General features: G+C 63.6%; 11 protein-coding genes. 4 read left to right on the plus strand and 7 right to left on the minus strand.

The window, feature by feature from the left end; genetic code table 11:
* Positions 1–43 precede the first annotated feature (43 nt).
* The 4 genes from metF to ACTJKE_RS25695 form a co-directional block, all read right to left on the minus strand.
* Entirely contained in the window at positions 44–994 is a 951-nt protein-coding gene (metF, locus tag ACTJKE_RS25680; RefSeq protein ID WP_113514412.1) for a methylenetetrahydrofolate reductase [NAD(P)H], read from the minus strand.
* Between the two features lie 2 nt (positions 995–996).
* Entirely contained in the window at positions 997–2,016 is a 1,020-nt protein-coding gene (locus ACTJKE_RS25685; RefSeq protein ID WP_113133027.1) for a metalloregulator ArsR/SmtB family transcription factor, read from the minus strand.
* A gap of 229 nt (positions 2,017–2,245) precedes the next feature.
* Positions 2,246–3,895, minus strand: coding sequence for an energy-dependent translational throttle protein EttA (ettA, locus tag ACTJKE_RS25690; protein WP_057253423.1), 1,650 nt, complete (start codon positions 3,893–3,895; stop codon positions 2,246–2,248).
* A 167-nt stretch (positions 3,896–4,062) separates the two neighbouring features.
* The gene (locus ACTJKE_RS25695; protein ID WP_440692868.1) at positions 4,063–4,845 is read right to left on the minus strand and encodes a ribonuclease T2; all 783 of its coding nucleotides are present in this window, start codon (positions 4,843–4,845) and stop codon (positions 4,063–4,065) included.
* A gap of 185 nt (positions 4,846–5,030) precedes the next feature.
* Here ACTJKE_RS25695 and ACTJKE_RS25700 point away from each other — a divergent pair, with 185 nt between their 5' ends.
* Genes ACTJKE_RS25700 through ACTJKE_RS25710 form a run of 3 tightly spaced genes read left to right on the plus strand, consistent with a single transcriptional unit; the run spans position 5,031 to position 8,623 of the window.
* Complete coding sequence (locus ACTJKE_RS25700) at positions 5,031–5,966, plus strand: alpha/beta fold hydrolase (protein WP_440692870.1); 936 nt, start codon at positions 5,031–5,033, stop codon at positions 5,964–5,966.
* Between the two features lie 11 nt (positions 5,967–5,977).
* Positions 5,978–6,931 carry a DMT family transporter gene (locus ACTJKE_RS25705; RefSeq protein ID WP_113514468.1) on the plus strand — a complete coding sequence of 318 codons (954 nt, stop codon included), beginning with the start codon at positions 5,978–5,980 and terminating at the stop codon, positions 6,929–6,931.
* A 45-nt stretch (positions 6,932–6,976) separates the two neighbouring features.
* Complete coding sequence (locus ACTJKE_RS25710; RefSeq protein WP_113514416.1) at positions 6,977–8,623, plus strand: thiamine pyrophosphate-binding protein; 1,647 nt, start codon at positions 6,977–6,979, stop codon at positions 8,621–8,623.
* Between the two features lie 264 nt (positions 8,624–8,887).
* Here the strand turns inward: ACTJKE_RS25710 and ACTJKE_RS25715 are convergent, their stop codons facing one another.
* The 3 genes from ACTJKE_RS25715 to ACTJKE_RS25725 all read right to left on the minus strand — a co-directional run bounded on the left by ACTJKE_RS25715 (position 8,888) and on the right by ACTJKE_RS25725 (position 10,578).
* A complete protein-coding gene (locus ACTJKE_RS25715) occupies positions 8,888–9,238 on the minus strand; it encodes a cupin domain-containing protein (protein ID WP_113514418.1) in 351 nt (116 codons plus the stop codon).
* A gap of 65 nt (positions 9,239–9,303) precedes the next feature.
* Positions 9,304–9,642, minus strand: coding sequence for a TIGR01244 family sulfur transferase (locus ACTJKE_RS25720; RefSeq protein ID WP_057253408.1), 339 nt, complete (start codon positions 9,640–9,642; stop codon positions 9,304–9,306).
* 90 nt (positions 9,643–9,732) lie between these two features.
* On the minus strand, positions 9,733–10,578 hold the full coding sequence (locus ACTJKE_RS25725) for a DUF4432 family protein (protein ID WP_113514420.1): 846 nt from the start codon (positions 10,576–10,578) through the stop codon (positions 9,733–9,735).
* 164 nt (positions 10,579–10,742) lie between these two features.
* On the opposite strand from ACTJKE_RS25725, the gene ACTJKE_RS25730 reads away from it, so the two are divergent.
* Positions 10,743–12,170: a L,D-transpeptidase family protein gene (locus ACTJKE_RS25730; protein WP_113514422.1), complete on the plus strand. Its 1,428-nt coding sequence runs from the start codon at positions 10,743–10,745 to the stop codon at positions 12,168–12,170.
* The last annotated feature ends 62 nt before the right edge of the window (positions 12,171–12,232 follow it).

A 12,232-nucleotide genomic window follows, 5' to 3' on the forward strand; every position in this document is an offset into this window, starting at 1 on the left:
CTTTAATCGGCTACGATTAAAGGACAAAAACATGCAGTAGGGTTCAGGCGGCGGCGCCCGCCGCCCTCGTCCGTGGCGCTTCGTCGAGAGCATCGTTCGCCTCGAGCGCTACCTGCTCGAAACCGACGAGATCCAGGACCGCGGTCACCAGCGGCGAACGGTTCATTGTGTAGAGGTGGAAGTCGCGAACACCGCGTCGGGCGAGATCGACGATCTGCTCGGCAGCGATATGGGTCGCCTCCTTGAAACGCTCGACCGGCTGGTCTTCCAGATGCACGAGCCGGGTGACGATCGCCTCCGGCACGCTCGCGCCACAGAGGCCGGCAAACTTCTGCACCTGCGCCAGATTGTTGATCGGCAGGATGCCCGGCACGATCGGAATGTTGATACCGGCGCGGCGCACCCGTTCGAGATAGCGCTCGAAATCGTTGTTGTCGAAAAAGAACTGGGTCAGTGCCCGGTTGGCTCCGGCATCGACCTTGCGCTTCAGCATGTCGATATCGGCGGCCACGTCAGGGCTCTCCGGATGCTTCTCCGGATAGGAGGAGACGGAAATCTCGATATCGTCGCCCCGCGCGCGGATCGCCCGCACCAGGTCGGTGCTGCTCGCATAGCCGTCCGGATGCGGCTGATAGGCGCTGCCGATGCCGCCCTGCGGGTCGCCGCGCAGCGCCACGAAATGGCGGACGCCATAATCGATGTACTCATCGATGACCGCATCGACTTCCGCCTTCGGTGCGCCGACGCAGGTCAGGTGCGCGGCCGTATTGGCAAAGCCCTTCTCCTCGACCATCCGCCGCACGGTCGTCAGCGAGCGCGCCTTGGTCGAGCCGCCTGCGCCGTAGGTAACCGTCACGAAGGCAGGACCGAAGATGGAAAGATCTCCCGCCGTCTGGAAGAGTTGCACTTCCATTTCGTCGGTCTTGGGGGGGAAGTACTCGAAGGAGAGCCTCAGATTGCCACGCTCGGCCGGATAAAGCGTCTGTGCCGTCATTCTCAAACTCCCCCTGCATGGACGCGCGGCCGCGGCGTTTCATTCTCATTCACGGCGCGCCGGTCGCGCGCCAGCCAGATCGTCACCGTCAGCTTTTCTTCCTCGGCCCCTTCCGGCGAAAGGTCCGTGGTCTTTTCGAGCACCAGGCCGGCCTTGGCGAGCCAATCGGAGATTACCTGATGCGAGAAGCCAAGGCGCGCATGGGCGTGTTCGTCGCGCAGATGCTCGAGCCCGTGCGGCGCAAAGTCGATGATGACAAGACGACCGCCCGGCATCAGCATGCGTGCAGCTTCCGCAATCGCCGCCTCCGGCTCGTCGAGGAAATGCAGCACCTGGTGAATGGTGACGAGATCGAAGGCGTGCCCGTCGAGCGGCAGGTTGAAGATATCGCCGTGGCGGATTGACGCCTTGGTAATGCCGGCGCGTTCGAGATTGGAGCGCGCCACGGCCAGCATGTCGCGGCTGGCATCAACGCCGACGCCGCGACGATAGAGCCCTTCGAAGAGCTGCAGGATGCGCCCGGTGCCGGTTCCGAGATCGAGCAGGCTCTCGACCGGTTCGTCGCCGACCATCTCGCGCAGCTTCGCCTCGACATCGCGCTCGCTGACATGCAGGCGGCGAAGCTCGTCCCAGCCGGCGGCGTTGCGGCTGAAATAGGCCTGCGCCTTCTCGGCCCTCGCCTTCTTCAGGGTGGTCAGCCGCGCCGCATCGCGCGAAAGCACCGCGTCGTCAGCGGACGCCGACGCCAGCATGGCCCGCACGAGCCCAACACGGGCACCCTCCTGCCTGAGACGGAAATAGGCCCAGGCGCCTTCCTGATAACGGTCGATGAGCTCGACTTCGGCAAGCAGCTTCAGGTGCCGCGAAATACGCGGCTGCGATTGCCCGAGAATTTCGGTGAGATCGGTAACGGTGAGGTCGCCGGCGGCAAGCAAGGCGACGAGACGCATGCGGGTCGGCTCTCCTGCCGCCTTCAGCACGTCCACCAGCGCATCCAGACCCAGTTCTTTCTGAACAGCCATCGCGATCCCCATCAACACATAAAGATATGTTTATGTGATTTGCGAGGTCGGTGCAAGCGGATTTGCGCGGAAAGGCCGAACAATGACGCTTGCGGAACAGGGCATGCAAAGGAAAACGGGCGGAGCCTGCGCTTCGCCCGTTCCCGTACAATAGACTTTCAGTTCCAGCGTTCGCGGCGCTGCCGCGGTGCGCTGGGCGCCGCAAGGAAATGCGGCGCCTTGGCTCTGATCAGCGCGTCAGGCGCTTGTAGGTGACGCGCTTCGGGTTGACCGAGTCCGGGCCGAGGCGGCGGATCTTGTCCTTCTCGTAGTCTTCGAAGTTGCCTTCGAACCATTCGACCTGGCTGTCGCCTTCAAAGGCGAGGATGTGCGTTGCCAGGCGGTCGAGGAACATGCGGTCGTGGCTGATGATAACGGCGCAGCCGGCGAAGTTTTCCAGCGCGACTTCGAGTGCTGCGAGCGTCTCGGTGTCGAGGTCGTTGGTCGGTTCGTCGAGCAGCAGCACGTTGCCGCCGGCCTTCAGCATCTTGGCGAGGTGAACGCGGTTGCGCTGACCACCTGAGAGGTTGCCGACCTTCTGCTGCTGGTCGCCGCCCTTGAAGTTGAAGGTCGAGCAATAGGCGCGCGAGTTCATCTCGTACTTGCCGAGCTTGATGACTTCGGCACCGCCGGAGATTTCTTCCCACACGGTCTTGTTGCCGTCGAGCGCATCGCGGCTCTGGTCGACATAACCGAGATGCACAGTGTCGCCGATGCGGATCGAGCCGCTATCGACCTGCTCCTGGCCTGTGATCATGCGGAAAAGCGTCGTCTTACCGGCGCCGTTCGCGCCGATTATGCCGACGATGCCGCCCGGCGGCAGCTTCAGCGACAGGCCGTCGATCAGCAGGCGATCGCCGTAGCCCTTGGTAACGCCCTCCATCTCGATGACCACCTGGCCGAGACGTTCGCCGACCGGGATGATGATCTGCGCGTCGCCCGGACGCTGGTTTTCCGCCGCGTTGACCAGTTCGTCATAGGAGCGGATACGTGCCTTGGACTTGGCTTGGCGGGCCTTGGGGCTCGATGCGATCCACTCCTGTTCGCGGGCAATCGCCTTCTGGCGGGAGGCCTCTTCACGGCCCTCCTGCTGCATGCGCTTGGCCTTGGCGACGAGATAGGCCGAGTAGTTGCCTTCGTAGGGAATGCTGCGGCCACGGTCGAGCTCGAGGATCCAGCCGGTGACGTTGTCGAGGAAGTAGCGGTCGTGGGTGATCATCAGCACGGCGCCCGGATATTCGCGCAGGTGCTTTTCGAGCCAGGCGATGGTCTCGGCGTCAAGGTGGTTGGTCGGTTCGTCGAGCAGCAGGAGGTCCGGCTGCGACAGCAGCAGCTTGCAGAGCGCGACACGGCGCTTTTCACCGCCGGAAAGGCTGGTGACGTCGGCATCACCCGGCGGGCAGCGCAGCGCTTCCATGGCCATCTCGACCTGGCTTTCGAGATCCCAGAGGTTCTGGCTGTCGATGATGTCCTGGAGCTTCGCGCCCTCTTCCGCCGTCTCGTCGGAATAGTTCATCATCAGTTCGTTGTAGCGCTCGACGATCGCGGTCTTCTTGGCAACGCCTTCCATCGCGTTCTCAAGCACCGTCTTCGTCGGATCGAGCTGCGGCTCCTGCGGCAGATAGCCGACGGTGGCACCCTCGGCTACCCAGGCTTCGCCGGTGAATTCCTTGTCGAGGCCGGCCATGATGCGCAGAACCGTCGACTTACCGGCGCCGTTCGGGCCGAGGATACCGATCTTGGCGTCCGGGTAGAACGACAGATGAACGTTCTCGAGAACCTTCTTCGCGCCGTAGGACTTATTAAGTCCGGCCATATGATAGATGAACTGACGTGCCATAAGGGAATGCTCCGCAGGGAAAGGAAATTTGCCCGCTATGTAGGCGAATTATAGGAAGGGGGCAATGAGCAAAGGCATTCGCCTCGGCTTGTCCCCCCACCTATCCCATGCGGCAACCCTGCGCCTCCAGCACATTCGCTGCCGAAGAACAGTGCCTGCAAAGCGGGTCAGCTTCGCCCGGCCGTATCGGCAATACCCTTGGCGCATTTGAACTCGGTCGGCCCCGCCGCCTGGATCAGCGGTGCGAGGCTGGACGCCTTCATGACGTCGCCGGTCAGCCCGATCGTCAACCCGGTGATGATGCTGCGCCCCTGAACCGTCTGGCAGCGCATGCGCACCCGGTCGCCGGCGCCAGTGCCAAAACTCTGGTCGAAGGCCTGCTTGATCGTCGCCTCGTCGAGTTCGGAGCCGATGCGCTGACGGAACAGCGCGCCGACCGCCGAGCGGTTGAGCTCCTCCAGCATGCGCAGCTGCGCCGAGAAATAGTCGTCGATCGAGCCGCTCTGGCAGGTGCCGCTGCGCAGCCACTGGTGCCGGTCGAGGCCGGATTGCACGCCGGGCATGGCGATCAGCAGCCGCGCCGCCGTGTCGTCTGCCATGGCGAGTTTCGGCAGTTCAAGCCAGCTGCCCTTGCGATCCTGCGCGCGCACCTCGGCCGTTACCCCGCAATAGCTTTTGCGCAGGGGCCAGAGGCCATGCAGCGAGAGATTGGTGGCGTCGAAACGCTCTGCGGTCTGGCTTTCGCATTCCTTGCGTTGCGGCCGCGTTTCGCAGAAGCCCGGCTGCCAGCTCACCGCCAGCACATATTCCGTGCGGCTGGTCGCGCCTTCGGAACCCCCTTGTTCCGACATTTCCTCGCCGGCAGCAAAGGCGGCCGGCGCAAGGAACAGCGCCAACGCCGCCAGCAGTCCTGCCATCGGACCCGATATCGCCTTACAGAAACTAACCATGATATCCTCCTGCGGAAACAAAACAGGAACGAATATCGCTCAAAACGGGAAAATTGCAACTCTTAATTAAGATGAGCGCACATTCGCGTGTGACCTCATGCGCAACGAGCAACAAGCGGCGATTGCCTTTGCCTTGCAAATCGATTTGATATCGAATTGGTCTGTCGTTGTTGCCGGGGGAAATCGTGTTCGGGCAGGTGAAGACACATCAGAGCCCGACCGGAGCCACCTTGAGCTGGCGCCATTTCCCCGCGACCGCTCATGCGCGCGGCATCCTCCTCATCAGCCACGGCCTTGCCGAACATTCCGGCCGCTACGCCCGCTTTGCCGAAGCGATGGCCGCGTATGGCTTCCAGGTCTATGCCCACGACCATCGCGGCCATGGCGAGACGCGCGCGCCCGACGCCCCGCTCGGCATGTTTTCGAGCCGCGACGGCCTCGACAAGATCTTCGCCGATATCCGGGCTGTGCGCGAAATCGCGACCGCCGCCCATCCGGGTCTTCCGGTCATCCTCTTCGGCCATTCCATGGGCGGGCTGATTGCGCTGAACGCAGCCGAGGCTGATCCCGGCCTCTATGATGCGCTCGCCGTCTGGAACTCCAATTTCCGTCCCGGCCTCGCCGGCCGCGGCGGCCAGATGATCCTGAAAATCGAGAAGGCGCTGAAGGGTTCGGATGTGCCGAGCCCGCTCCTGACCAAGCTTACCTTCGGCATGTGGGGCGGCGCGATCAAGGATCGCAAGACCGATCTCGACTGGCTCTCGCGCGACGATGCCGAGGTCGCGAAATACGCGGCCGACCCGCTCTGCGGTTTCGATGCGACCGTCTCGCTCTGGCTCGACCTTTTCCGGCTATCCTTCGGCGGCGCCCGGCCCGACCGGCTGACGCGGCTCCGCAAGGACCTGCCCATTCATCTCGTCGGCGGCAGCGCCGACCCGTCAACCGAGATGGGCAATGCCATTCGCTGGCTCGGCGCCAAGATGAAAGCGGCCGGTCTGACCAACGTTACCGTCACCGTTTATGACGGCATGCGCCACGAGACCCTCAACGAACTCGGCCGGGAACAGGCGACGGCGGACTTCGCCGCCTGGTGCTTGGGCGCCATCGCAGGCAGGCGCTGACCGGAAATATCATGGCCGACATGTCTCTTCAAAAGATCGCCACAGACCACAACCGCATCTCCTTCGGGCTGACGCTGATGGTGATCTCGGTGCTCCTGTCGCCGCTGATCGACATCTTCGCCAAGCTGGCGATCGCGACCGTCCCCTCGGCCGAAATCACCGCCGTCCGGTTCCTGCTTCAGGTCGTCTTCATCCTGCCGATCGTGCTCTTCCGCGGCAGCCTCTTTGATCTCACCTGGCGCAAGACCGGGCTCCATGCGTTGCGCGGCGGCCTCCTGGTCGTGACGATGCTCTCCTTCATCACCACGCTGAAGGTGATGGAGGTTGCCGACGCAATTGCGATCTTCTTCGTCGAGCCGATCATCCTGACGATCCTCGGCAGCATCTTCCTGAAAGAGACCATCGGCTGGCGGCGTTACACCGCCTGCGGCGTCGGCTTCTTCGGTGCGCTGCTCGTCATCCAGCCGAGCATGCAGGAGGTCGGCTGGATCGCGCTTCTGCCTGTTGTCGCCGCCTTCGGCCTTGCCGTGTTCCTGCTCGTCACCCGCATGGTCGCGCAGAACGAGGACCCCTGGTCGATGCAATTTCATGCCGGCATCTGGGGCGGGCTCTTCTGCCTCGTGCTGCTCTATTTCGGCGAAGGCACGGGTTCCGGCATCTTCGATCCGGTCTGGCCGCAGGACTACACCTGGTACTATCTGCTCGGCGTCGGCGTCACCGCCACCATCTCCGGCGTGCTCGGCGTCTATGCCTATCGCGCCGCCCCGGCTTCAGTGCTGGCGCCGCTGCAATATCTCGAAATCGTCTCGGCGACGATCTTCGGCTGGCTCGTTTTCGGCGATCTGCCTGATGCACTGAAGTGGCTCGGCATCGCCATCATCATCGGCTCCGGCCTCTACATCATCTGGCGCGAGCGCCGCATACACAAGGACACGAGCGTCGCTCCGGTGTCGCCAGCCATCTGACAACAACAATCAGACTACAAAAGAAAGACCATCGGGAGGAAGATCATGAAAACTGGAGGCCAGCTCGTCGTCGACGCACTCGTCGCCAATGGCGTGAAACGCATCGCCTGCGTGCCGGGGGAAAGCTACCTGGCCGTGCTGGATGCGCTCTATGACACCGACATCGACGTGCTCGTCTGCCGCCAGGAAGGCGGCGCCGCAATGATGGCGGATGCCTGGGGCCGGCTGACCGGTGAGCCCGGCATCTGCATGGTGACCCGCGGCCCCGGCGCGACCAACGCTTCGGCGGGTCTCCATGTCGCACGGCAGGACTCGATTCCGATGATCCTCTTCATCGGCCAGGTGCAGAGCGAGGCGCGCGAGCGCGAAGCCTTCCAGGAGATCGAGTACCGCCGCGCCTTCACCGAAGTGGCCAAATGGGTGGGCGAGATCGACGATCCCGCCCGCATTCCGGAATTCGTCACCCGCGCCTTCGCCGTCGCCACGTCCGGCCGCCCCGGCCCCGTCGTGCTGACGCTGCCCGAAGACATGCTGACCCGCAGCGCCGAGGCGCCGGCCGCCAAGCCCTACCAGCCGGTCGAAGGCCATCCGGGCCCGGCGCAGGTAAAGCGGCTCGGCGAAATGCTTGCCGCCGCCAAGCGGCCGATCGCCATTATCGGCGGCACCCGCTGGACCTCGGAAAGCGTGGCGGATTTCCAGCGCTTCGCCGAGCGCTGGAAGCTGCCCGTCGGCTGCTCCTTCCGCCGCCAGATGCTCTTCGATCACCTGCATCCGATGTATGCCGGCGATGTCGGCATCGGCATCAACCCGGCACTCGCCAAGGAGATCAAGGAAGCGGATCTCGTGCTGCTTCTCGGCGGCCGCTTCTCCGAAATGCCGTCCTCCGGCTACACGCTGATGGATAGCCCCTACCCGCGCCAGACGCTGGTGCATGTGTATCCCGATAGTTCCGAACTCGGCCGCGTCTACCGGCCGGAGCTGGCGATCGCCGCAAGCCCGAACGACTTCGTCGCCGCCCTCGAGGGCCTTGCGCCCGCAGGCGAACCCGTCTGGTCCGAGCGCAGCGAAATCATGCACGCGGCCTATCTCAAGTGGTCGACCCCGCCGGAGACCGGACCTGGTGCGGTGCAGATGGGCCAGATCATGAACTGGATCGAGGCGAACGTGCCTCAGGATACGGTCTTCACCAACGGTGCCGGCAACTATGCCACCTGGGTGCATCGCTTCCACCGCTTCCGCCGCTTTGCGACGCAGGCTGCACCTGCTTCCGGCTCGATGGGCTACGGCCTGCCGGCGGCCGTTGCCGCCAAGCAGCTGCATCCGGATCGCGAGGTCATCTGCTTTGCCGGCGACGGCTGTTTCCTGATGCATGGACAGGAATTCGCGACCGCCGTGCGCTACCGCCTGCCGATCATCACCGTTGTCGTCAACAACGGCATCTACGGCACGATCCGCATGCACCAGGAGCGTGAATATCCCGGCCGCGTCAGCGCCACCGACCTCACCAATCCGGATTTTGCGGCGCTCGCCCGCGCCTATGGCGGCCACGGCGAAACGGTCGAGAAGACGGAAGAGTTCGCCGATGCATTCCTCAGGGCGCGCGCCAGCGGCAAGCCGGCAATCATCGAGATCAAGCTCGATCCCGAAGCGATCACGCCGACGCGCACGTTGACGGATATCAGGAACGGCTGATCGGGTCTTGTTGGCGAAGGTTCAATCACGGCGCGGACGCGCCGTGGCTGGATTCCTGTGACAAGCACAGGAATGAGGGCGTTGGGACCTAGCACCCCGGTCATCCGACGTAGTCAGCCTCCGTGGAAACCAGGCATAACTATGCGGCAGCATCTCCTGGCATTCCCTCATTCCTGTGCTTGTCACAGGAATCCAGCAGCGCCGCGTCGGCGGCGCGGGAAATAGCCACGCCTGCAACCGACCCTATCCTGCGACCCGAGCCGCCTACTCCAGCCATTCCGTCGAGAACGTACCGGCCGCATGCAGGTCGGTCGTCTCCAAGCGCCCCGGCCCGAGATTCTCGAACTTGTGCGGCACGTTGGCCGGCGCCACGACGATCTGGCCGGCTTCGGCGTTGATCGTGCGATCGCCGACGGTGAAGCGCGCCCGGCCGACGCGTACGATGAAGGTCTCGGGATAGGGATGGCGGTGCAGCTTCGGCCCGTAGCCGATCTCGTCCGTGGAAACGAAGATCACCGAGAGTCCGGCGCCAAAGGCGCCGCCCTCGAATTCGCCCTTCCAGACCTCGGGCTCATCCGCCCATTGCTCACGCGAAATCAGATGCGCTTCGGCCATGCCGATCCTCCGTCGTTCGATCACACGAACGCGGCCGAGCGCGATCTATAGAACTGGAGCCTGGCTCAGCCGCGGATATGCTGGGTCTGCTGGTAGACGGCCGTCGAGCGCGCGCCGGAGCGGCAATAGCCGAGCATCGGGCGCTGGAACTCGTCGAGCGCATCGACCATGCTCGTTACCGCGTCTGCCGTCACGCCCATCGGGCCGACGGGGATGTGCTTGGTTTCGATGCCGAGCTCTTCGGCGCGGGCAGCGATCGAATCGAAGGTCGGCTGATCCGGCGCCTCGAAATCCGGGCGGTGGCAGACGATGGACTTGAAGCCAAGCGCCTTGATCTGGTCGAGATCCTCGACGGTGATCTGGCCGGAGACCGAGTATTCGTCGTTGATCTGGCGGATGTCCATGGTCGTCTTCCTCAGGAAATGTGGTGGCCTCTGATGTAGGCGCAGCCCTTCCCCGCGTCAATTCAAAAGCCGCGTGTTCCAGATGCCAGATCAGGCAACTGAGAAGGCGATCGCGTAGCTCCGTGCCTCACCCGGCGGGAGCGGGATCAACTCTCCGGCCGCCGCCAGCTCCGGACGTTTGGCGATACGGTGCGACACCGGCTCGATGCTGATCACATCCGCCTCGCCGCGCTGGCAGCGCCACATCTGCAGGAAGGGCAGCGTGTCGATGCGGAACCGCACCTGGAGATTGCGCCCACCGAGTCCGGCAAGGCCCACAAGCGTGACGTCCGACCAGCCGTCGGAACCGATGGCCGCTGGCAGGCAAAAATGCGCGCTCTCGCCATTGCCGAAGCGCCAGGCGCTCTCCCCGCCTGCAAGCGAAGCGCTGAGGATACGGGTGTCCGGCCCGAGCAGCCTGCCGGCGATGTTGACGTGATACATCATCATCGGCGGAAAGGCCGAGGTCCCCACGTTGACGACGCGATCCTCGAGCACGACTTCGTGCCGCCCCGCATCGATCCGCCACCGCCGCTCGATCCGCGCCTGCCCGCCATCGGCGAGCGCCACCTCGATCGTCGCCGTGCACTCGGCTCCATCGCTCGCCATCTGCGTGTGGCTGACCGCAGTCCCGGCAAGCGACCCATGCAGCGGGTAGCGCGCGCCGTCCGCGCCGCCCTCGATCGGCTCAGGATGGCGGATATGCTCGGGGCCGCAGGTGAAGAGAAAGCCGGCAAGCGCCCGGTCGATCCTGATATCGCCGTCAGAGGGGATCGCGGCACCCGGCGACAGGTCGACGCCATCGACGACGAAGGCGGCGATGTCGAGCGCGGAAAGACGATCGAACAGCACATGATTCCATTGGCCGTCCGCAGGTTCTTCGAGCGTTCTCAGCATGTCCTCTTCCTCAAATCGGCCGTAGAATCACTGCAATCACAAAGCGATGATATCTGAGGAGAGCCACATTTCATTGGTTGAAGCCGAAGTCTGCTCCGCCTAGATAGAATTTAACCGCTTGTTCATGATGAATTCATTTTTTTCACATTAACGTCGAAATCCAAATGTACCGCGCCACATTCGCTACAATGAAAACAGGTTCTCACGTGACGTCAGCGACCCGCATCGGCCTCTCGCTTCTCGCCGCAGCCGGCTTCTTCGCCGTGGATTTGACGGCCGCTTTCGCGCAGGATTATCGCGGCAGAAATCGCTATGGCGACGACGTCATGCTGGTCACGCCCGATGGCGAAATTCTCGACTACGTGCCGCGCGCCGATGAGGTGCAGACCATGCGCGACAGCCGCGGCCGCACGCTGCTGATCGATAGCTGGGGCAATGTGGTGGCGACCGTCGTGCCCAATCGCGGCCGCCAGGATGGCTATGGCGGCTATCGCCGCGAGGGCGACGTCGACATCTATTCGAACCGCCGCAACCGCGACACCGAGCGCGGCTACGGCTATTCCGAGCCTGGCGAAGTCACCGGTTCCATCCCCGACTACCGCGACGTGGTGCCGCCATCCACCGATGGCAACGAGCTGCCGAACAGCCTTCCGGGCCTGATCGACGGCACCGAAGAGGCCGCGATCGATCCGAACGACACCCAGCCCATGCGCCAGTCGATGCCGCCGGCAATGACGGTCAAGTCGAAGTCGCGCGCCGAGATCACCGCGCTGCAGGTCTTCCTCGACCGAGAAGGTTTTTCGCCCGGCGTGATCGACGGCAAGATGGGCTCGAACGTGACCAAGGCGATCGAGGCCTGGCAGCAGTCGACCGGCGAGACGCTCGACCCCAACAATACCGAGGACATCCTCGAGCGGCTGCGCATGAGCGGCGGCATGCCGATCACCAGCTATACGATCACGGCGGCCGATGCTGCCGGCCCCTATGTCGCGTCGATCCCGGAGGACTACGCGCACAAGGCGATGCTGCCGCATATGTCCTTCACCTCGACGACGGAAATGCTCGGCGAAAAGTTCCACATGGACGAAGCCTATCTGCGCGAGCTGAACCCGGGCGTCGACTTCACCATCCCGGGCACCATCATCAAGGTGATCAATCCGGGTGCGAACAAGGCCGGCAAGGTTGCCCGCATCCTCGCCGACAAGGCGCGCAAGCAGGTGCTCGCCTATGACGACACCGGCAAGCTGATCGCCGCCTATCCGGCAACGATCGGCTCGTCCGACACGCCATCGCCTTCGGGCACCGTCAATGTCGAGCGCATCGCGCTCAATCCCGGCTACACCTACAACCCGAAGATCAACTTCAGGCAGGGCAACAACGACAAGATCCTCACATTGCAGCCCGGCCCGAACGGCCCGGTCGGCACCGTCTGGATCGCGCTCTCGAAGCCGACCTACGGCATTCACGGCACGCCGGAACCCTCCAAGATCGGCAAGACCCAGAGCCACGGCTGCGTGCGCCTGACCAATTGGGATGCGACCGAGCTCGCCAAGATGGTCAGCCCCGGCGTTACCGTCGAATTCGTCGATTGACGCCATTGCGTTCGGCTACTGCATGTTTCCTTTCATCGTAGCCGATTGAAGGACAAAAACAT

Source organism: Ensifer sp. 22521 (assembly GCF_052044795.1).
GTDB lineage: Bacteria > Pseudomonadota > Alphaproteobacteria > Rhizobiales > Rhizobiaceae > Ensifer.

Bases quoted from the DNA above. Each gene is read 5' to 3' on its own strand.
- ACTJKE_RS25695 (WP_440692868.1), bottom strand. From the start codon at position 4,845: ATGGTTAGTTTCTGTAAGGCGATATCGGGTCCGATGGCAGGACTGCTG.
- ACTJKE_RS25705 (WP_113514468.1), top strand. From the start codon at position 5,978: ATGGCCGACATGTCTCTTCAAAAGATCGCCACAGACCACAACCGCATC.
- ACTJKE_RS25710 (WP_113514416.1), top strand. From the start codon at position 6,977: ATGAAAACTGGAGGCCAGCTCGTCGTCGACGCACTCGTCGCCAATGGC.
- ACTJKE_RS25720 (WP_057253408.1), bottom strand. From the start codon at position 9,642: ATGGACATCCGCCAGATCAACGACGAATACTCGGTCTCCGGCCAGATC.
- ettA (WP_057253423.1), bottom strand. From the start codon at position 3,895: ATGGCACGTCAGTTCATCTATCATATGGCCGGACTTAATAAGTCCTAC.
- ACTJKE_RS25685 (WP_113133027.1), bottom strand. From the start codon at position 2,016: ATGGCTGTTCAGAAAGAACTGGGTCTGGATGCGCTGGTGGACGTGCTG.
- metF (WP_113514412.1), bottom strand. From the start codon at position 994: ATGACGGCACAGACGCTTTATCCGGCCGAGCGTGGCAATCTGAGGCTC.
- ACTJKE_RS25730 (WP_113514422.1), top strand. From the start codon at position 10,743: ATGTACCGCGCCACATTCGCTACAATGAAAACAGGTTCTCACGTGACG.
- ACTJKE_RS25725 (WP_113514420.1), bottom strand. From the start codon at position 10,578: ATGCTGAGAACGCTCGAAGAACCTGCGGACGGCCAATGGAATCATGTG.
- ACTJKE_RS25715 (WP_113514418.1), bottom strand. From the start codon at position 9,238: ATGGCCGAAGCGCATCTGATTTCGCGTGAGCAATGGGCGGATGAGCCC.